Here is a 20,427-nt window from a genome sequence, read left to right on the forward strand (position 1 = left end):
GGTTCGGGATATCGGCTCGACTGACTTCTCGTCAGGAAACCTTACGGAAAACCGTTTACCAAAGACACCATCGGCGATGCATGCATCGTCATGCCGGCAGCTGCCAAATGCGATCGGGCCGGGAAATGAAAAAGCCGCGCGATGCGCGGCTTTTGGTTTTCAACTGCATGCAGTCTCAGCCAGCCTTCAAAGCGCCGAGCACCTCGTCCAGCATCTTCTTCGCATCGCCGAACAGCATCCGGTTGTTTTCCTTGTAGAACAGCGGATTGTCGACCCCCGCATAGCCGGAGGCCATGCTGCGCTTCATGACGATGGATGTCTTCGCCTTCCAGACTTCGAGCACCGGCATGCCGGCGATCGGGCTGCTCGGATCATCCTGCGCGGCCGGGTTGACGATGTCGTTGGCGCCGATGACGATGGCGACATCGGTGTCCGGGAAGTCTTCGTTGAGTTCGTCCATTTCCATCACGATGTCATAAGGCACCTTCGCTTCCGCCAGCAGCACGTTCATGTGTCCCGGCATCCGTCCCGCAACCGGGTGAATGCCGAAGCGCACGTTGACGCCCTTCTCGCGCAGCGTCTTGGTGATTTCATACACCGTGTGCTGCGCCTGCGCCACCGCCATGCCGTAACCCGGCACGATGATCACATTCTTCGCTTCGCGCAGCATCTCGGCTGTCTCGACAGCCGTCACCGGAGTTACCTCGCCTTCCGGCTGTGCTGCGTCGCCCGCCGCTTTCGGCTTGGCTGCGTCGCCGCCGAAGCCGCCGGCAATCACGCTGAGGAAGTTGCGGTTCATCGCCCGGCACATGATGTACGACAGGATCGCGCCGCTCGAACCGACCAGCGCGCCGGTGACGATCAGGAGGTCGTTTGACAGCATGAAGCCGGTCGCTGCGGCGGCCCAGCCGGAATAGCTGTTAAGCATCGACACCACCACCGGCATGTCGGCGCCGCCGATCGCCATCACCATGTGAATGCCGAACAGGAGGGCAATGACCGTCATGACGATCAGCGGCGTCATGCCTGCGTCGATGCTTTGCGCCTGCAGGAACACGTAGCCGAAATAGAGCACGACCAGCAGGCCGATGAGATTGAGGAGGTGACGGCCGGGCAGCAGCAGGGGCTTGCCGCCGATACGGCCGGACAGCTTGCCGAAGGCGATGATCGATCCGGAGAACGTCACCGCACCGATCAGGATGCCGATGTAGATCTCCACTTCATGGATGATCTTCTCAGGGCCGGTGAAGTTGGCGGAGGCGGCGGGATCGATGTAGCTTGCGTAACCGACGAGGGTAGCGGCAAGGCCCACCAGGCTGTGCATCAATGCCACCAGTTCCGGCATCTGCGTCATCTGCACCGTGCGGGCGGCGTACAGGCCGATGGCGGCGCCCACCAGCATGGCGCCGATGATCCACGGCAGGCCGGCGGCGGTGACGGAGGGGCCGAACACGGTCGCCAGCACGGCGATCGTCATGCCGATCATGCCGTACAGGTTGCCGCGGCGGGAGGTCTCCGGATTGGAGAGGCCGCCCAGGCTCAGGATGAAGAGGATGGTCGCGCCCAGATAGGCGACTGCGGTAAGACTTTGAGACATGGAGCGCTCCCTTATTTGCGGAACATCGCCAGCATGCGGCGAGTCACGGCGAATCCGCCGAACATGTTAATCGTGGTGAGCACAATGCCGATCACCGCCAGCCAGCGAATCCAGTCGTCCGGCCTTTCAGCGCCGGCCGCAAGCGGCGGCGCGATCTGCACCAGCGCGCCGATGGCGATGATGCTGGAGATCGCATTGGTAACGCTCATCAGTGGCGTATGCAATGCGGGAGTGACGTTCCACACCACCATGTAACCGACGAAGCAGCCGAGGACGAATACCGTGAAGTGGCCGAGGAAGGCCGGCGGTGCAAATGCACCGATGAACCAGAACACTGCAGCGGCGACACCGAACATGATGGCGGTGCTGGTGCCGGACGCTGGCGCGCTCGGCGCACCATGGCCATGCGATTTGGCCTGTACGACCGCCGGCTTGGCGGCGGCGGGCGGTGTGGCCGGCACCTTCGGCGGTGGTGGCGGCCAGGTGATGCTGCCATCCTTGATGACCGTCAGGCCGCGTATGGCGTCGTCTTCCATATTGACGTCAATGATGCCGTCCTTGGTCTTGCACAGCTCTTCGGTGAGGCGGAACAGGTTGGTCGCGTACAGCGTGGAGGACTGCTTCGCCAGGCGGCTGACCAGGTCGGTGTAGCCGACGATGGTTACACCATGCCTGACCACGGCTTGTCCGGGTTCGGTCAATTCGCAATTGCCGCCCTGCTCGGCCGCCATGTCGACGATCACGCTGCCCGGCTTCATGCTCTTCACCATGTCTGCCGTGATCAGCCTGGGCGCGGGTTTGCCCGGGATGAGCGCCGTGGTGATGATGATATCCACCTCCCTGGCCTGCTTCGCATACATCTCGCGCTGGGCTTGCTGGAAGCCTTCGCTCATCACTTTGGCGTAGCCGCCGCCGCCGGAGCCTTCCTCTTCATAGTCGACCTTGACGAATTCACCGCCCAACGACACGACCTGGTCGGCCACTTCGGCACGGGTGTCATTGGCACGCACGATGGCGCCGAGGCCGGCTGCCGTACCGATTGCCGCCAGGCCGGCCACGCCGGCGCCTGCGATAAATACCTTGGCCGGCGGCACCTTGCCTGCGGCGGTAATTTGACCGTTAAAGAAACGGCCGAATGCGTTGGCTGCCTCGATGACGGCACGATAGCCGGCGACGCCGGCCTGGGACGTCAATGCGTCCATCTTCTGGGCCCGGGAAAGCGTCCGCGGCAGCGCGTCGATCGCCAGCACGGTGACCCTTTTTGCCGCGAGCCGCTGCATCAGGTCGGGATTTTGCGCAGGCCAGATGAAGCTGATCAGCGTGCCGCCCTCCCGCATCAGGCCGACTTCGTCGATGGTGGGCGGCCGTACCTTGAATACGATATCGGAACCGCCCCACAGCTGCGCCGCACCCGGTACGACCTGCGCACCGGCGGCGCGATAGGTATCGTCGCTGAAATTGGCGGCATCGCCGGCGCCGGTTTCGACGGCGACCGAGAAACCCAGCTTAATCAGCTTTTCCACGACGTCGGGAACGGTCGCGACACGCTTTTCATCCGGAAAGACTTCTTTTGGCACTCCAATGATTAACGGCATACGCTTTCCTCTTGGTTATTTAACTATTTTCAATCTCGCAGAACCGGCCGGCGTCCTGCTGCCTCTTTCGGAATCGGACCAGGACAGCGTAGCGCATGTCCCTGCTTGGTTTGCTTCTTGTTCTTACTTCTTCAATCCCGTCATCTGATTCTTTTCATCGACGAAGACGATTTTCGGCACATAGGTTTCAACTTCGGTTTCGTTCATCGGTGCATAGGTGCAGATGATCAACAGGTCGCCAAGATGCGCACGCCGCGCCGCCGCGCCATTCAGGGAAATCTCGCCGCTGCCCCGCTTGCCCTTGATCGCATAGGTGGAAAACCGCTCGCCGTTGTTGATGTTATACAGCTCGATCTTCTCGAACTCCTTGATGTCGGCGGCTTCCAGCAGATTCTGGTCGATGCCGCATGAACCTTCATAGTGCAGGTCGGCCTGCGTGACCGTCACGCGGTGGATTTTCGACCTGAGCATGATGCGTTGCATTTCTTCTCCTGATGGCGCAAAACAAGCCGCCGTACCTCGAAAGGCGGCGAAAACGGGTGTTACGGACAGTGCAAACGACAGGGCTGTAAATTCCGGCTGGCGGCCTCATCTGACTGAAATCGCTCGAATGGCGCGTCTGATGCCGGCCCTGATGTGCTTTTTCCATGTCTTTTTGAAAAATCGTGCGCAGATGTTACACGCAATACCAAAATTAGCACAACCGTTCTTTTTTATGGTTTTCTACTAATTTAGAGAGCGACATATTGCCATGGTTGTCATCTTTGCCATAAATAATTTGGCAACATGATCAAAAAAGCCCAACGCCCTTCATTCAGCAAGGTTTTTGACCGAAGACTGATCAACCAGCTAATGCCAGTTAGCGAAAATCAATCATAACCGGCTTCATCCGGCAGATTATTCGTGTTTTACCCGCATGGCATGCAAAGAAGAATGCAGCCGGGCGATAACCGCGGTTAAAATGGCGCCCACTTTCGAGGACACTATGACTGACGTTTGGAAACCCTCTGTCACTGTTGCGGCAATCGTCGAGCGCGATGGTCACTTCCTGCTGGTCGAAGAAGAAACCAGCGATGGCATCCGTTTCAACCAGCCTGCCGGCCATCTCGATCCCAACGAGTCGCTGGAGCAGGCGGTGACACGTGAAACGCTGGAAGAAGCGGCGGTCGATTTCACGCCGACGGCACTGGTGGGGCTGTACATGTCGCGCTATCTATCCTCGCGCACCGGGCTGGAAGTGACCTATCTCCGGTTTGCATTTGCCGGCGAACTCGGCGCCAGCCATGACCGGCCGCTCGACTACGGCATCCTGCGCACCGTCTGGATGACGCGCGAGGAAATGCTGACCTGCCAGGAAAAACATCGCAGTCCGCTGGTATTGCGTTGTGTCGACGATTACCTTGCCGGCAAGCGGGCACCGCTGTCCTTTTTGTACACCCATCCGGATGCCATCGGCGTGCTGCGTCCGGCCGACCCGCCGGCGCTGGCCCTTGTGAAATGATACGCAGGAAGAAAGTCGTCATCGGCATGTCCGGCGGCGTCGATTCGTCGGTCTCCGCGTGGCTGCTGAAAGAACAAGGCTATGAAGTGATCGGCCTGTTCATGAAGAATTGGGAAGATGACGACGATTCCGAATACTGCTCGACCCGCCAGGACTGGATCGATGCGGCCAGCGTCGCCGATGTGGTCGGCGTCGATATCGAAGCCGTCAATTTTGCGTCCGAATACAAGGACCGGGTCTTTGCCGAATTCCTGCGCGAATACCAGGCCGGCCGCACGCCGAATCCCGATGTGCTGTGCAACGCCGAGATCAAATTCAAGGCCTTCCTCGATCATGCCATGCATCTCGGCGCCGACCTGATCGCCACCGGCCACTATGCACGGGTGCGCGAAGTGGCTTCCGGTCCGAATGCCGGCCGCTTCGAATTGCTCAAGGCGCTCGACGCCAGCAAGGACCAGAGCTACTTCCTGCATCGGCTCAACCAGGCGCAGCTGTCGAAAACCCTCTTTCCTCTGGGCGAAATCCCGAAGACCGAGGTGCGCAAGATCGCCGAGCGCATCGGCCTGCCGAATGCGAAGAAAAAGGATTCCACCGGTATCTGCTTCATCGGCGAACGCCCTTTCCGGGATTTCCTGAACCGTTACCTCTCCTACAAGCCGGGCCCGATGAAAACACCGGACGGCACCACGGTCGGCACGCATGTCGGCCTGAGTTTCTACACGCTTGGCCAGCGCAAGGGTATCGGCCTGGGCGGCATCAAGTCGTATCAGAACGCGGAAGGCAGCAGCGACGCCTGGTACGTTGCGCGTAAGGACGTCGAAAACAATACGCTGTACGTGGTGCAGGGACACGATCATCCCTGGCTGCTGTCGTCCTCGCTCACTGCCAACCAGCTGAGCTGGGTCGCCGGCGAACCGCCGCCCGCCGGGCGACTGCATGCGAAAACCCGCTACCGCCAGGCGGACGTCGCCTGCGACGCCGCCGAAATCCACGATAACCTGTCATTGCACTTTCCCGAACCGCAGTGGGCAGTTACTCCCGGGCAATCCGCGGTGCTGTATGACGGCGATGTGTGCCTCGGCGGCGGCATCATCCATCACGCCGCGGCATAGGCCCTCCCTTCCCGGCAGCCTCCCGCTGCCGTTCTGAATCCGCGTGGTTACCGATCCATCCAGCGTAATGCTTGACCGCCGCGTGCATGCACGGGATCGGGTTGATGCCTCGCCGCGACGGCCGTGATCCGTTCGCGTCCGCCCGCCCCTTTCCCAGCCGCAGCTTTAGCACCACTTTTCCATAAGGCACGCAGCGAACCACATCGCTGGAGCGGCGTTGTTTTAACTTTCATTTGATTCCTCTCTACACAAAACCCTTGCAAACCGAATCAATATAATTAATAATCTAAATACGAACTATTCGCATTTACAAAAATCCTCGAGAAAGTCTGACATGGCAGAAGAATCGCGGGAAAAACACCTGCCCGTCGGCAAATTGGACACAGGTTCGGATTTGCCGGCATCCGTCGTACGCATCAAAAGCGAGGACTTGTTTCGCCAGATGCGTGAAGTCGAAATTGAGCACCATGGCAGGATCTATCGCCTGCGGCTCACCCAGTTGAACAAGCTGATCCTGACTGCATAGTGGCCTGGAAGTCATGAAGGCACTACGCGATCCTGCCGCCCCCAACCACCCCGGCCAGCCAACCGCGAAGAGTATGTGCGGTAGCCAGCAGAACACCTGACGAAGGAGTATTTGATGGCTATCGAAACGATGAACCCCGTTCTGCTTGAGCCGAACAACGCCCCGGCGCAACCGGAACTGCTGATTTCCGCCGTTCTGCACCTGATGTCCCACTACACCGCCAACCTGCATGAAACAAGCGAGTGCACCAAGCTCGCGGCAGTGATCGAACGCCATTTCAAGGCCTTGGCCGACCTGCCCGATTTGGCACCGGTGTTGCGGGCCACCTGCCACCAGCTGGCTGACCAGTGGGCTTCCGTGGTCGAGCGCAGCATGCCGCGGCCACAGCGCATGGCGTTTTTTTCAAGGCTCGCGGTCGGGACAAGGCCGGTCTGAAGCACGAACAACGATTTCTCCGGCACCGTGCATGCGGTGCCGGAGAAACAAAGCAGTGACGTTTTATTTACCGAACATCATCAACAGGAAAGCAAGGTATTGGCATGATCGTCTGCATCTGCAACAACATCTCCGATCGAACAATCCGCCAGGCAGTCGATGCAGGCATGACCAGCATGCCGCAGATCCGTGAACACCTTGGCCTCGGCACCTGCTGCGGCAAATGCCATCCCCATGCCAAGGAGGTGCTGCGCAAGTGCGTGAGCGAGGCACGGCAGCTCGAATCCCAACCCATGATCTTCCATCCGATGGCTGCCTGAGAATCGCATGAACACCGCGTTCCTGCCGGCCGGCAGCGCATACTCGCAACCACGCTTATCGCTCAATCGGGTTGGCCCGCTGGGCGCGATCATTCTCGCCCATGCAGGCCTGCTGTACATCCTGCAAGCACCTTCGAAACCGCAGCCGAGTCCATCGGCCCCCAGGGAGATCATGGCAACGTTCATCACGCCGGCTCCTGCCCCTGCGCCGGCCCTGCCGCCCGAGCCCGTGCCTAAGCCGGTTGCCGAACAGCCGCGTCCCGTTCCGCCTGAACCGGTGAAGCCGCAACCGGCGCCGAAGAAGGTGAAGCGCATACCCAAGAAAACGGAAACACCGACCAGGGTGCCGGCAGCCGTCGAGGAGCCCGTACCTTCCACGCAGACAGCAGCCGCGCCGCCGGAACCGGCACCACCCGCTGCCGCGGCACCTTCAGCGCCGATGCCGGCGGCCCCTGCTCCCACACCGGTGCCTGCCCAGCCGAGAACAGTAACGTCCGGCATCCAGTACCTGCAGGCGCCGCAGCCCGAATATCCGCCGCTGGCCAAACGCATGGGCGAGGAAGGCAAGGCGATATTGCGCGTGCTGGTCAACGACAAGGGCCGGCCGGAAAAGATCGAACTGCAGAAATCCACCGGTTCCGCCCTCCTCGACGAAGCGGCTCGGCAGGCAGTGGCCCGGGCGTTATTCAAGCCCTTCATGGAAGACGGCAAGCCGGTGGCGGCCTACGCCATCGTGCCAATCAATTTTCAAATAGCAAGTTAAGGAAACAACATGGAACACAGCCCGTACGGACTGGAAAGCTTATGGATGCAGGGCGATTGGGTCACCAAGGGCGTGGCCATCATGCTGCTGGTCATGTCGATCGCATCCTGGTATGTCATCGTGACTAAGGCACTGCAGCTTTGGCGCTACCGTCGTGCAGGACAGGCCGCCGGACATGCATTCTGGGATACGACCAGCCTTCCCGAAGGACTGGCCACTCTCGGCAAGAACAACCCGTTCGCCGACGTCGCGCAGGCGGGCGTCGGCGCGATGCGCCATCACACCGCGCACAAGGGGCATTTGCACGATCAATTGTCGGTCAGCGACTGGATCACGCTGTCGTTGCGGCAGGCGATCGATGAAGCGTCGGCCGAGCTGCAGTCCGGCATGGCCGTGCTGGCATCGGTGGCGTCGAGCGCGCCGTTTGTCGGCCTGTTCGGCACCGTATGGGGTATTTACCATGCACTCGTCGCCATCGGCACTTCCGGCCAGGCCGGCATCGAAAAAGTTGCCGGTCCGGTGGGTGAAGCGCTCATCATGACCGCGCTCGGGCTTGCCGTGGCGATCCCCGCTGCATTCGGCTACAACGCACTGGTGCGCGGCAATAAATCGCTGCTCGCGCGTGTCAACAAGTTCGGTTTCGACTTGCATGCATTGTTCGTTACCGGCGCCCGCGCCGAGCAGAGCAGCGATGCCGATGCCGCGACTGGCGCCAAATTGTTTGCGATCCGGGGTGCATGATGGCGATGGGTTCCTTGTCGGATTCCGAAGACGACTTCAATCCGGAAATCAATACGACGCCTCTGGTCGACGTCATGCTGGTGCTGCTGATCATCTTCATCATCACGATCCCGGTGATGAATCACGGCGTGAAGATCGATCTGCCGCGTGCAAGCAGCCAGCCCAACGACATCAAGCCGGATAACATCAATCTGGCGATCGACGCCGAAGGCAAGCTGTTCTGGAATACCGAAGTGGTGGATCTGGCGCAGTTGCAGACACGCATCGAGGAAGCGGCAAAGAAATCGCCGCAGCCTGAGCTGCACCTTCGCGCAGAGCGTACGACGCAATATGAAAAAGTGGCGCAGGTCATGGCGGCCGCGCAGGCCGGCGGCCTGGAGAAAATCGGCTTCGTGACCGACCCCGAGAAAAAATAACGGCATGGACCAGACCATGTCACTCGACCGTCGCCTGGACGTGCAGATGGCACTGGCTGTCGTACTGCAATCGATGAGCCATTCCGCCGTGGAAGGATTGACCTTGCGACGGACGCAGGCCGTCGTCGAGCATTTGCGCGCGCTGGCAACGTCACCCATCGTTTCGAGTGAATTGCGCGACACCTGCAGAGAGCTCGGCAAGGTCTGGCAATCGATTGACGTGGTTTGAGGCGGCACATCAGGAAATACATTGCGATCATCTTGCTGCCGGGAAAACCGCTGTTCTGAAAGCAACGCCGGCAGTCCTATCGTGACGAATCCTTGCCCTTTCATGCGGGCTGCGGCGTGACCGCATCTCGCAGGTCACCGTCGGGTTTGGCGGAACGATTCCATCGCATGACGTGTTGATTGCGGTATCATCCTGACCATACCAAGCCGCAGAATTCCGCCGGCACATCTTCCCCATTCCGCAAAGAGGTTTCCATGAAGGGCGATCCTACCGTCATCAAGTTCCTGAACACCCAGTTGACCAACGAACTCACCGCCATCAACCAGTACTTCCTGCATGCACGCATGTACCGGCACTGGGGATTTGAACGACTGGGCAAAAAGGAATACGACGAATCCATCGGCGAAATGAAGCATGCCGACAAGTTGATCAACCGCATCCTGATGCTGGATGGATTGCCTAATTTGCAGGCATTGAACAAGCTGATGATCGGCGAGGCGACGCCCGAAATGCTGCAGGCGGACCTCGACCTGGAACGCGCCTCGCAGCAAACCGTGAAGGATGGCATTGCCGCCTGCGAAGCGGCCGGAGACTATGTGTCGCGCGAACTGTTGCGCGAGATCCTGGAAGACACGGAAGAGCATATCGAATGGCTTGAAACCCAACTCGACCTGATCACCAAGATCGGGCTGCAGAATTACCTGCAATCCCAGATGGACGAATAATTTCCATATTGCACCCCCGCCTCCCGCCAGCAGGCACCGGAACAAGAGGAAACAAATAAAAATGCCGTCAGACAAATCGGTCTGACGGCATTTTCACATGATGGGTTAAAGCGAGAGCCCTTCTGCGGCCTAGCTATCCGGGAACCGTGTCCTTGAACGAAGGCCGTTCCGACAGCTTGTCGAACAGCTTGGCGAGATTCGGATAGTCGGTGCACCAATCGATTTCCGGGAAGCGGAACGATAGCCAACCCAACGCGCAACCGACCGCCACATCGGCCAGCGTATAGTGATTTCCGGTGCAGAAGGGCGTGTCCTTCAAACCGCTCGACATCGCTTTCAGGCCGGCATGCACCTTATCCATCTGCCGCTTGATCCAGTCTTCGCTCTGCTGCGATTCGCTGCGCTTGGTCTTTTCCAGGCGCACCAGGATGGCTGCATCCAGTACGCCATCGGCAAGCGCCTCCCAGCATTTGACTTCGGCCCGTTCACGGCCGTTGGGGGGAATCAGTTTTCCCACCGGGGTCAGGGTATCGAGGTATTCGACAATGACGCGTGAATCGAACATCGCGCCACTGTCTTCCATGATCAGGCAGGGCACTTTGCCGAGCGGATTGGAAAGGTGAATCTTGGTGTCGGATGCCCATACATCTTCCAACACGAGCTCATAATCGAGCTTCTTTTCCGCCATGACAACGCGGACTTTTCGTACATACGGGCTGGCGATGGAACCGATGAGTTTCATAGATGGACAGGGTATGGATTGGTGGCGATTATAGCATTGAGGCAGCGCACATTTTCGGCCCTGCATCGATTCCGGCACGGATTGTGTACCCGATTTTCCACGAAATCACGGGTGGTAAAATGCCGGATTGCGCCTGTTCCGCAGCTGGTGCCGTGCGAACACATGCCCCGGTTTCCCTCAATTTTTATCGCATCCCGCCACTTTTCATCAACGATCATGCCGCTTTCCTCTCTTTCCGCCCTTTCCCCGCTCGACGGCCGCTACGCAGGCAAAACCGACAATCTGCGACCACTCCTTTCCGAATCCGGTTTCATGCATCATCGCGTGAAAGTGGAAATCGCCTGGCTGCAGGCATTGTCGGAAGCGGGCTTTTCGGAGATCAAGCCGTTTTCGGCGAATGCCAGGTCCCTGCTCGATCGCCTCGCCGCGGACTTCACCGAAGCCGATGCACAACGCATCAAGGACATCGAAGCGGTGACCAATCATGACGTGAAAGCTGTCGAATACTGGCTGAAGGAAAAAGTGAAGGACGTGCCGGAACTGGTCGCGGCATCCGAGTTCATTCACTTCGCCTGCACCTCGGAGGATATCAACAACACCTCCCACGGCATGATGCTGAAGGCGGCGCGCAACGATGTGCTGCTGCCGTCGCTGCAGGCGGTCATCGCCAAGCTGACCGAGCTTGCGCATGCCAATGCCGAGTTGCCGATGCTGTCCCGCACTCACGGGCAGCCGGCCAGCCCGACCACGCTCGGCAAGGAAATCGCGAATGTGGTGGCACGCCTCAAGCGCGCCGAACAGCGGATCGCGCAGGTGGAAATCCTCGGCAAGATGAACGGCGCCGTCGGCAATTACAATGCGCATCTGTCAGCCTATCCTTCGTTCGACTGGGAGGGCTTCTCGAAGAACGTGATCGAGCAGCGACTGGGATTGACCTTCAATCCCTACACCATCCAGATCGAGCCACACGACTACATGGCGGAACTGTTCGACGCGGTGGCCCGCACCAATACCATCCTGCTCGACCTGAACCGGGATATCTGGGGTTATATCTCCCTCGGCTATTTCAAGCAGCGCACCAAGGCCGGCGAGATCGGATCCTCGACCATGCCGCACAAGGTCAATCCGATCGATTTCGAGAATTCGGAAGGCAATCTGGGTTTGGCCAACGCGCTCCTGAAGCATTTATCTGAGAAGCTGCCGGTATCACGCTGGCAGCGCGACCTGACGGATTCGACGGTGCTGCGCAATATCGGCGTCGCATTCGGCTATGCCGTGCTTGCCTACGACAGCTGCCTGCGCGGCCTGAACAAGCTGGAAGTCAACCCGGCGCGCCTCGCGGAGGACCTGGACGCGACCTGGGAAGTGCTGGCGGAACCGGTGCAAACGGTGATGCGCCGTTACGGCATCGAGAACCCATACGAACAGTTGAAGGAACTCACGCGCGGCAAGGGAATTTCCCGCGAAGCGCTGCGCGACTTCATCAATGGCCTCGCCATTCCGGATGAAGCAAAAGCACATCTGCTCGCAATGACACCCGCCAACTACATCGGCCATGCGGCGAAACTGGCGCAGGCTGTGTAGCCATTGATGCCGGTACGACGGCCTGTCGCATCAACATCGCCACACCTTTCCGGGCAAGGCACGAACCGCCGATCTCGTGCGGTTTTGGCCATGCCCGGAACCTGAAACGCTTGCAACCGCGTCGCGATCCGGGCTTTCTTCATCCTTTTACTCCCGCACCGCAACCGCTTGTCGGGCTGCCGACAGCGAATCCGGCTTTTTGCTATATTAGTCCTAGTTTGAACTAATTGACTCCGGCATGCCGCATCATGATGCAATCGATGCATCAGTGCGCGGGACGCGGTGCAAGGAAGGATGAAAGCCGATGAGTACTGCCGTTATGCCCGCCAGGATGGACACGCGCCGCTACACCAAAGTGGCGATTTTCTCTCATTGGCTGGTCGCCCTGCTGATCGTCTCCGCGTTTGCCCTTGGGGTGACCATGGTCGATATCCCCGGTATCACACCGACCAAGCTGAAATATTTTTCATGGCACAAATGGCTGGGCGTCACGGTGCTGACGCTCGCCTGCCTGCGACTCCTGTGGCGCCTGACACATGCGGCACCGGCGTATCCCGACAACATGCCCGTCTGGCAGCAAGGCGCGGCGCATAGCCTGCACGGCTTGCTGTATGTGCTGATGTTCGCCGTACCGCTGTCCGGCTATTTCTACAGTCTTGCGGCGGGCGTCCCGGTGGTGTATCTCGGCATCGTTCCGCTGCCGGTTCTGATCGCGCCCGATCCCGAGCTGAAGGCACTGCTCAAGGAAGTTCACTACTGGCTCAACGTCGTACTGCTTGGCAGCGTCCTCCTTCACCTGGCCGCCGCGCTCAAGCATCAATTCATCGATCGGGACGGCATTTTCAAGCGCATGCTGCCCTGACGGCTTTCCATGAAAGGATTTTCAATGCTTCAACACCTATCCCTGCGCCGAAGTGCGGCGATCCTCGCCATGATGCTGGCCCTTCCGGCTGCCGCAGTCATGCTCAAGACCGATCCGGCGAAGAGCAATGTCGCCGCCGTCTTCAAGCAGATGAACGTCCCGGTGGAGGCGAAGTTCAAGAAGTTCACGGCGCAGATCGACTTCGATGCCGCGAAGCCGGAAGCATCGAAGGCGAGCATCGAGATCGATACAACCAGCCTCGACCTCGGCGATCCGGAATACAACAAGGAAGTACAGAAAAAGGAATGGTTCAATACCGCGCAGTACCCGAAGGCGACCTTTGTGTCCAGCACACTCAAGCCCGGCGCCGCCGGGAAATTCGATGTCGCGGGAAGATTGACCATCAAGGGCAAAACCGCCGATGTCAGCTTTCCGCTGACCGTGAAAAAAGAGGGAAATGCCCAGGTATTCGAGGGCAGCCTGCCGATCAAGCGATTGACCTACAACATCGGCGAGGGCGAATGGAAGGACACCAGCATGGTGGCAGATGAAGTCCTGATCAAGTTTCGTGTCGTCGCATCACAATAAAAGCATCAGCATCAACGTTCAAAACGCCGTATCCATCTTTCATCCGGAGAAATCAACATGCAATTGAAACGCCTTATCGCCATTCTTCTCGCCGCAGGCGCCACCTCGGCATTCGCGCAGACCTACAACATCGAGCCGAACCACACCTATCCGAGCTTCGAGGCTGATCACCTGGGCATCTCGGTATGGCGCGGCAAGTTCACCAAGACCAGCGGCACGATCATGCTCGACCGCGCGGCAAAGACCGGCACCATGGACATTGCGATTGATGCCAACTCGATCGACTTCGGCCATCTGAAGATGAACGATCATGCGAAGTCGAAGGATATGTTCAACGTCGAACAATTCCCGACGATTACCTACAAGGGCAAGTCAATCAAGTTCAACGGCGATCAACCGGTTGCGGTCGAAGGCGATCTGACCATGCTCGGCGTGACCAAGCCGGTGACGCTGACGATCAACAAATTCAAGTGCATCGAGCATCCGATGCTCAAGCGCGAAGTATGCGGCGCGGATGCGTCCGGCGAGTTCAAGCGTACCGATTTCGGCTTGAATTACGGTACGCCGCGTTTTGCACCTGAAGTGAAGCTCGCGATTCAGGTCGAGGCACTCAAGGCCGACTGACCACGATCAGCAATCTGGCCGGCATGGCGTTGCCGGCCTTCCCTTTTCCCCTTCCCTCCAGTGACATGAAAGAACGATATCTACGCAGCATCCGGCTTCTGGCGGAGTGTTACCAGGCGTTCGAGCACATATCGGGTTCCCATGTCCGCTCCCTGAACCTGACGCCGGCGCAGTTCGACATCATCGCCACGCTGGGCAATACGGAAGGCATGTCGTTCAAGGAATTGGGCGAGAAAACCCTGATTACCAAGGGAACCCTGACCGGCGTCGTCGACCGCCTGGAAGACAAGGCACTAGTGAAACGGGTGACGCGGTCGGAGGACAGGCGCAGCACTATTGTCCGCCTGACGGCGAAGGGCGTGCGCGAATTCGAGCGGGTGTTCGCACCGCATGTCCAGTTCTGCAAAAAGTCGTTTTCCGCCTACGGGGAAGCGGACTACGCATCGCTTGAAAGAGAATTGACCAAGCTGAAGATGCATTTGCAGGCAGGCATCGCGGCGGACGACAACTGACAATCCGCAGTGCATCTTCCATCCATAAAAAAAGCCAGTCCGCAGACTGGCTTTTTTTGATCTGCGGCGTCAGACCACGGCGCCGTCGGTTTCGTCCTTTTCTTTCACCGGCTTGATCAGGTCCTCGCGCTTGACGCCCAGCCACATCGCAACGGCTGCGGCAACGAACACCGACGAATAGATGCCGAACAGGATGCCGATGGTCAGCGCAATCGCGAAGTAATGTAGCGTCGCGCCGCCGAACAGCAGCATGGACAACACCATGGCTTCGGTCGAACCGTGCGTGATGATGGTACGGGAAATCGTGCTGGTGATCGCATGGTTCATCACATCGGCGGTCGACATCCTGCCGTTGCGGCGGTCGAGGAAGGTTTCGCGCACCCGGTCGAACACCACCACCGATTCATTGACCGAATAGCCAAGCACCGCCAGGATCGCGGCCAATACGGTCAGTGAAAACTCCCACTGGAAGAAGGCGAAGAAGCCGAGGATGATCACCACATCGTGCAAGTTCGCGATGATCGCGGCAACGGCGAATTTCCATTCGAAGCGGAACGCCAGGTAAATCATGATTCCGATCACCACCATGGCCAGCGCCAGCAGGCCGTCCTGCGCGAGCTCGTCGCCGACCTGCGGTCCGACGAATTCGACCCGCTGCAACTGCACCCCCGCGTCCTGGCTCTTCAGTGCGCCCAGCACTTTCTCGCTCTGCTGGCTGGCGTCGACACCTTTTTGCGCCGGCAGGCGGATCATCACGTCCTGCGCCGTACCGAAGCTCTGCACCTGGAATTCGGCGTATCCCAGCCCTTCAATGGTCTTGCGAACCTTTTCGAGGTCGGCGGGCTGCTGGTACGTCACTTCAACGACCGTGCCGCCGGTGAATTCGATGGACAGGTGCAGGCCCTTATAAAACAGGAAAAATACCGCTGCCACGAAGGTCAGCGCCGAAATCACATTGAATATCAATGCGTGGCGCATGAACGGTATATCTTTTTTAATGCGGAAAAACTCCATGCTCAATCCTTTGTATGTTGCCTCTCCTCGACAGGAGAGGAACAGTTATGTCGTCAATCAGGTCTGTCCCGGCTTCCAGATCTGGCCGATGGATATGCTTGCCAGCTTCTTCTTGCGGCCATACCAGAGATTCGCAATGCCGCGGGAAACGAACACGGCGGAGAAAATCGAGGTGAGGATGCCGAGGCAATGCACGACGGCGAAGCCGCGAATCGCGCCAGAACCGAAGATCAGCAGGGCAAGGCCGGCGATCATGGTGGTGACGTTGGAATCGAGAATGGTTGCCCAGGCGCGGTCAAAGCCGGCTGCGATCGCTGCCTGGGGCGAATTGCCAGCCCGCAGCTCTTCCCGTATTCGTTCGTTGATCAGCACGTTCGCATCGATCGCCATGCCAAGCGTGAAGGCGATCGCCGCCATGCCGGGCAAGGTCAGCGTGGCCTGCAGCGTCGACAGCACCGCGATCAGCAGCAGCAGGTTGACCGCGAGGGCGAACACGCTGAAGAAGCCGAACAGGTGGTAGTAGATGACCATGAATACCGCGATGGCGGCAAAGCCGTAGAGCGTCGAATTGAAGCCTTTCTGGATGTTGTCGGCACCGAGCTGCGGGCCGATAGTGCGCTCTTCGATGATTTCCATCGGCGCGGCCAGCGATCCCGCGCGCAGCAGCAGCGCGAGGTCGTTGGCGGCTTCCGAGGACCCCATGCCGGTGATCTGGAAGCGCGATCCCAGTTCGTCCCGGATGGTGGCGACCGTCAGCACCTCGCCCTTGTTCTTCTCGAACAGCACGATCGCCATCAGCTTGCCGATCTTGCTTCGGGTGGCTTCCCGCATGCGGCGTCCGCCGTCGCCGTTCAGGTCGATGCTGACCGATGGCTGCTGGTTCTGGTCGAAGCTGGCGGAAGCGCTGGAGATGTAATCGCCGGTGATGATCGGGTCCTTGTACAGCACGACCGGCGCGCCCTTGCCGACCTTGAACAGCTCGGAGCCAAACGGCACCGCGGCTGTTTCTTCGGTGCCGCGCGCCACCGATTCGTCGACCATGCGCACTTCCAGCGTGGCGGTGCGCCCGATGATGTCCTTGGCGCGCGACACATCCTGCACGCCCGGCAACTGGACGACGATGCGGTCGGCCCCCTGGCGCTGGATGATCGGCTCGGCGACGCCGAGTTCGTTCACGCGCTTGGACAAGGTGCTGATGTTCTGCTGCACCGCTTCTTCGGTGGTGCGCTTGAGGGCATCCGGATTGAAGGTGGCAACCAGTTTCAGGTCGGCGCCCTCGGCCGCATCCTGCAGTTGCAGTTCCCCCATCTGCGAGGCCAGCACCTTGCGGGCGGCGTCACGGGTGGCAGCATCGCGGAAGCGGATTTCGATCGCATCGCCGTTGCGGCTGATGCCGGCATGCCGGACATTCTCTTCACGCAATTGGGACCGGACGCTGGCTTGCAGGCCCTGCATGCGCTTGTTGGCGACCGCCCTGGTGTCGACCTGCATCAGGAAGTGCACACCGCCGCGCAGGTCGAGGCCGAGATACATCGGGAAGGCATGCAGGCTTTGCAGCCATTGCGGCGTGTTCGGCACCAGGTTGAAGGCGACGGTGTAGGTCGGATCGGCTGCGTCCGGGTTGAGCTCTTTTTCCAGCAGGGCCTTGGCCTTGAACTGCTCATCGGTGCTTGCAAAACGCGCACGTACCGAGCCCTGGGTGCCGGCGGCTTCGTAATACACGCTTTCAGGCTTGATGCCGGCCTTCGACAGGATCGACTCGACCTGCGACATGGTGGAATTGTCCACCTTCACGGTCGCCTTGGCGCTGCTGATTTGTACCGCCGGCGATTCGCCGAAGAAGTTGGGCACCGTATAGAGCACGCCGAACAGCAGCGCGATAACGATGATGATGTATTTCCAGAGGGGATAGCGGTTCATAGTGATTCAGCGTTCAGTGCGGCATCAAGGTATGCAAATGGATTGCAGCTTTGATATTGAGCAGGCAGGCGGACTGGTATTACAGCGCCTTGATTGTGCCTTTTGGCAACAGGGTTGCGACGGCGATTTTCTGGATCACGACTTCGGTGCCGTTGGCGATTTCCAATGTGACATAGGCGTCGGTGACCTTGGTGACCCGGCCGAGTATGCCGCCCGCGGTAACGACTTCGTCGCCCTTTGCCAGCGCATCCATCATGGCCTTCTGTTCTTTCTGACGCTTCATCTGCGGACGGATCATCAGGAAATACAGCACCACGAACATCAGGACGATGGGCAGGAAACTCATCAGGCTGCCTTCCGCTCCGGCGGCGGATTGTGCATAGGCGTTGGATATGAACACGTTTGACTCCAGATCGTTGATTTAAATAACCCGTCATTCTACATCGGGACATCCGTTTCTTTACCACTACTCCCTTTCCCCCGGGCAGTCAGGCACCCCGGCTGCGGTCTGTCCGGAATTGCAACACGAATGCCTGAAAACGCCCCGCTTCGATCGCCTCCCGCATCTGCCGCATCAGGTCGAGGTAGTAATGCAGGTTGTGAATGGTATTGAGGCGGGCTCCCAATATCTCGCCGGCGCGATGCAGATGATAGAGATAGGCTCGTGAAAAATTGCGGCATGCATAACAACCGCAGGTCTCGTCCAGCGGTTTTTCCTCATCTTTATAGCGGGAATTCTTGATCTTGATATCGCCAAACCGGGTGAACAGCCAGCCGTTGCGGGCATTCCGCGTCGGCATGACGCAATCGAACATGTCGATCCCGGTCGCGACGCCGGCGACCAGGTCCTCCGGCGTGCCCACGCCCATCAGGTAATGCGGCTTGTCGGCGGGCAGCCTTGGGCCGACATGTTCCAGCACGCGCATCATGTCTTCCTTCGGCTCGCCGACCGAGAGGCCGCCAATGGCGATGCCGTCAAAGCCGACTTCCTGCAGGCCGGCGAGCGACTCGTCGCGCAGCCGCTCGAACATGCCGCCCTGCACGATGCCGAACAGCGCATTCGGGTTTTCTTCTCTGTCGAATTCATTACGCGAGCGCTTCGCCCAGCGCAGCGACATCCGCATCGACCGCGCCGCCTCCTCTTCGGTCGCCGGCCTGCCGTCGATCTCATAGGGCGTGCATTCGTCGAACTGCATCACGATGTCGGAATTGAGTACGCGCTGGATCTGCATCGAGATCTCCGGCGACAGGAACAGTTTATCGCCATTGATCGGGGAGGCGAATTTCACGCCTTCCTCGGTGATCTTGCGCATCGCGCCCAGCGAAAACACCTGGAAGCCGCCGGAATCGGTGAGGATGGGCTTGTCCCAGCCCATGAATTTGTGCAGTCCGCCGAACTTCGCCATCACGTCCAGGCCGGGACGCAGCCATAGGTGAAAGGTATTGCCGAGAATGATCTGGGCGTTGATCTCGTTCAGCTCGAGCGGTGACATGGCCTTGACCGTACCGTAGGTACCGACCGGCATGAAGATCGGCGTTTCGATCACGCCGTGGTTGAGGGTCAGGCGGCCTCGACGAGCATGGCCGTCGGTTTTGAGAAGTGTGTAATTTAGCATCGGTGGTTCATTGCGGGACGGCGCCGGGCGTTTCGGCATGCCGTTCTGAATAGGTTAACAGCATGGCATCGCCATAGCTGAAGAATCGGTAATGGTTTGCTATCGCATGCGCATAGGCGGCGCGGATCTGCCGGTAGCCGGCAAACGCCGATACCAGCATCAGCAAGGTGGATTTCGGCAGATGGAAATTGGTGATCAGCCGCGTCACCGTCCTGAATTGATATCCCGGCGTGATAAAGAGCGCAGTGTCGGCGCTGCCCGGCTGGAGGGCGCCCGATTGCGATGCCGATTCCAATGCCCGCAAGCTGGTGGTGCCCACCGCGATCACGTTGCCGCCCGCAGCCTTGACTTCGCGAACGGCATCGGCCGTCGCCTGCGGAATGGTGTACCACTCGCTATGCATCTTGTGTTCCGCGAGATTCTCGGTGCGCACCGGCTGGAAGGTACCGGCGCCGACATGCAGCGTCACGAAAGCGATCCGCGCGCCCTTGTCTCGCAGCCGGTCCAGCAGCGGCTGGTCGAAATGCAAACCCGCAGTGGGGGCGGCGACCGCGCCGGGCTGGCTGGCATAGACCGTTTGATAACGCTGTTCGTCGAAGGCGTCGGCGGCATGATCGATATATGGCGGCAGCGGCAGCCGGCCATGCTGTTCGATCAGGTCGAATACGTCGGCGGGAAAGCGCAGGGTGTAGAACTCGCCTGCGCGCTCGCCTACCTCGACGTCGAATGCATCCGCCAGCCGCATGGTGCTGCCGGGCGGCGGCGATTTGGATGCCCGGACCTGTGCATGGACGGTACGCTGGTCCAGCACCCGTTCAACCAGCACCTCGACCTTGCCGCCGCTGGCCTTGACGCCGAAGAATCGCGCTTTCAGCACCCGGGTATCGTTGAATACCAGCAGGTCGCCGGGCGCCACCAGGTCGACGATATCGGTGAACGCACGGTCGTGCAGCGCATCGCCGTCAACGTGCAGCAGACGCGATGCGCTGCGCTCGGCGAGCGGGG

General features: G+C 59.5%; 24 protein-coding genes. 15 read left to right on the top strand and 9 right to left on the bottom strand.

Annotated elements, in window-relative coordinates; all coding sequences use genetic code 11:
* Positions 1-175 precede the first annotated feature (175 nt).
* The 3 genes from pntB to panD form a co-directional block, all read right to left on the bottom strand.
* Positions 176-1,597, bottom strand: coding sequence for a Re/Si-specific NAD(P)(+) transhydrogenase subunit beta (gene pntB, locus V7080_RS10410; protein WP_334188326.1), 1,422 nt, complete (start codon positions 1,595-1,597; stop codon positions 176-178).
* An 11-nt stretch (positions 1,598-1,608) separates the two neighbouring features.
* Positions 1,609-3,192 (bottom strand): Re/Si-specific NAD(P)(+) transhydrogenase subunit alpha, encoded by a 1,584-nt coding sequence (locus V7080_RS10415; protein ID WP_334188327.1) that lies wholly within the window; start codon positions 3,190-3,192, stop codon positions 1,609-1,611.
* Positions 3,193-3,315: 123 nt separating this feature from the next.
* Positions 3,316-3,675 carry an aspartate 1-decarboxylase gene (panD, locus tag V7080_RS10420; RefSeq protein ID WP_334188328.1) on the bottom strand — a complete coding sequence of 120 codons (360 nt, stop codon included), beginning with the start codon at positions 3,673-3,675 and terminating at the stop codon, positions 3,316-3,318.
* 502 nt (positions 3,676-4,177) lie between these two features.
* Between panD and V7080_RS10425 the strand changes: the two genes are divergently transcribed.
* From V7080_RS10425 to bfr, 10 genes are all read left to right on the top strand, one after another.
* Positions 4,178-4,693 carry an NUDIX hydrolase gene (locus V7080_RS10425; protein WP_334188329.1) on the top strand — a complete coding sequence of 172 codons (516 nt, stop codon included), beginning with the start codon at positions 4,178-4,180 and terminating at the stop codon, positions 4,691-4,693.
* On the top strand, positions 4,693-5,805 hold the full coding sequence (gene mnmA, locus V7080_RS10430) for a tRNA 2-thiouridine(34) synthase MnmA (RefSeq protein ID WP_334188347.1): 1,113 nt from the start codon (positions 4,693-4,695) through the stop codon (positions 5,803-5,805). Before V7080_RS10425 ends, mnmA begins: the two co-directional genes overlap by 1 nt.
* 334 nt (positions 5,806-6,139) lie before the next feature.
* Positions 6,140-6,331, top strand: a complete 192-nt coding sequence (gene hemP, locus V7080_RS10435; RefSeq protein WP_334188330.1) for a hemin uptake protein HemP — start codon at positions 6,140-6,142, stop codon at positions 6,329-6,331.
* A 114-nt stretch (positions 6,332-6,445) separates the two neighbouring features.
* Positions 6,446-6,766, top strand: a complete 321-nt coding sequence (locus V7080_RS10440) for a hypothetical protein (protein ID WP_334188331.1) — start codon at positions 6,446-6,448, stop codon at positions 6,764-6,766.
* 104 nt (positions 6,767-6,870) lie between these two features.
* Positions 6,871-7,086: a (2Fe-2S)-binding protein gene (locus V7080_RS10445; protein WP_334188332.1), complete on the top strand. Its 216-nt coding sequence runs from the start codon at positions 6,871-6,873 to the stop codon at positions 7,084-7,086.
* Positions 7,087-7,093: 7 nt separating this feature from the next.
* Complete coding sequence (locus tag V7080_RS10450; protein ID WP_334188333.1) at positions 7,094-7,849, top strand: energy transducer TonB; 756 nt, start codon at positions 7,094-7,096, stop codon at positions 7,847-7,849.
* A 9-nt stretch (positions 7,850-7,858) separates the two neighbouring features.
* Positions 7,859-8,590 (top strand): MotA/TolQ/ExbB proton channel family protein, encoded by a 732-nt coding sequence (locus tag V7080_RS10455; RefSeq protein ID WP_334188334.1) that lies wholly within the window; start codon positions 7,859-7,861, stop codon positions 8,588-8,590.
* Positions 8,590-9,006 carry an ExbD/TolR family protein gene (locus V7080_RS10460; protein WP_334188335.1) on the top strand — a complete coding sequence of 139 codons (417 nt, stop codon included), beginning with the start codon at positions 8,590-8,592 and terminating at the stop codon, positions 9,004-9,006. Before V7080_RS10455 ends, V7080_RS10460 begins: the two co-directional genes overlap by 1 nt.
* A 4-nt stretch (positions 9,007-9,010) precedes the next feature.
* Positions 9,011-9,235, top strand: coding sequence for a hypothetical protein (locus V7080_RS10465; protein WP_334188336.1), 225 nt, complete (start codon positions 9,011-9,013; stop codon positions 9,233-9,235).
* A 254-nt stretch (positions 9,236-9,489) separates the two neighbouring features.
* Positions 9,490-9,960 (top strand): bacterioferritin, encoded by a 471-nt coding sequence (gene bfr / locus V7080_RS10470; RefSeq protein WP_334188337.1) that lies wholly within the window; start codon positions 9,490-9,492, stop codon positions 9,958-9,960.
* A gap of 133 nt (positions 9,961-10,093) precedes the next feature.
* Here bfr and V7080_RS10475 read toward each other — a convergent pair whose 3' ends face one another.
* Entirely contained in the window at positions 10,094-10,702 is a 609-nt protein-coding gene (locus V7080_RS10475; protein WP_334188338.1) for a glutathione S-transferase family protein, read from the bottom strand.
* A gap of 216 nt (positions 10,703-10,918) precedes the next feature.
* On the opposite strand from V7080_RS10475, the gene purB reads away from it, so the two are divergent.
* From purB to V7080_RS10500, 5 genes are all read left to right on the top strand, one after another.
* Entirely contained in the window at positions 10,919-12,286 is a 1,368-nt protein-coding gene (purB, locus tag V7080_RS10480) for an adenylosuccinate lyase (protein WP_334188339.1), read from the top strand.
* Positions 12,287-12,590: 304 nt separating this feature from the next.
* Positions 12,591-13,148, top strand: a complete 558-nt coding sequence (locus tag V7080_RS10485) for a cytochrome b (RefSeq protein ID WP_442947210.1) — start codon at positions 12,591-12,593, stop codon at positions 13,146-13,148.
* A gap of 24 nt (positions 13,149-13,172) precedes the next feature.
* Positions 13,173-13,736 carry a YceI family protein gene (locus V7080_RS10490; protein ID WP_334188340.1) on the top strand — a complete coding sequence of 188 codons (564 nt, stop codon included), beginning with the start codon at positions 13,173-13,175 and terminating at the stop codon, positions 13,734-13,736.
* A gap of 57 nt (positions 13,737-13,793) precedes the next feature.
* The gene (locus tag V7080_RS10495) at positions 13,794-14,360 is read left to right on the top strand and encodes a YceI family protein (RefSeq protein ID WP_334188341.1); all 567 of its coding nucleotides are present in this window, start codon (positions 13,794-13,796) and stop codon (positions 14,358-14,360) included.
* A 65-nt stretch (positions 14,361-14,425) separates the two neighbouring features.
* A complete protein-coding gene (locus tag V7080_RS10500; RefSeq protein ID WP_334188342.1) occupies positions 14,426-14,872 on the top strand; it encodes a MarR family winged helix-turn-helix transcriptional regulator in 447 nt (148 codons plus the stop codon).
* A gap of 69 nt (positions 14,873-14,941) precedes the next feature.
* Here the strand turns inward: V7080_RS10500 and secF are convergent, their stop codons facing one another.
* The 5 genes from secF to queA all read right to left on the bottom strand — a co-directional run.
* Entirely contained in the window at positions 14,942-15,886 is a 945-nt protein-coding gene (gene secF / locus V7080_RS10505) for a protein translocase subunit SecF (protein ID WP_334188343.1), read from the bottom strand.
* 57 nt (positions 15,887-15,943) lie between these two features.
* Positions 15,944-17,806 carry a protein translocase subunit SecD gene (gene secD / locus V7080_RS10510; protein ID WP_334188344.1) on the bottom strand — a complete coding sequence of 621 codons (1,863 nt, stop codon included), beginning with the start codon at positions 17,804-17,806 and terminating at the stop codon, positions 15,944-15,946.
* Between the two features lie 79 nt (positions 17,807-17,885).
* Positions 17,886-18,152, bottom strand: coding sequence for a preprotein translocase subunit YajC (gene yajC / locus V7080_RS10515; RefSeq protein WP_334188349.1), 267 nt, complete (start codon positions 18,150-18,152; stop codon positions 17,886-17,888).
* A 142-nt stretch (positions 18,153-18,294) separates the two neighbouring features.
* Positions 18,295-19,422, bottom strand: a complete 1,128-nt coding sequence (gene tgt, locus V7080_RS10520) for a tRNA guanosine(34) transglycosylase Tgt (RefSeq protein WP_334188345.1) — start codon at positions 19,420-19,422, stop codon at positions 18,295-18,297.
* A gap of 7 nt (positions 19,423-19,429) precedes the next feature.
* A partial coding sequence (gene queA / locus V7080_RS10525) for a tRNA preQ1(34) S-adenosylmethionine ribosyltransferase-isomerase QueA (RefSeq protein ID WP_334188346.1) occupies positions 19,430-20,427 on the bottom strand: 998 nt, incomplete at its 5' end.

The organism is Noviherbaspirillum sp. (genome assembly GCF_036846085.1).
In the GTDB taxonomy this organism is placed as follows: Bacteria; Pseudomonadota; Gammaproteobacteria; order Burkholderiales; family Burkholderiaceae_D; genus Noviherbaspirillum.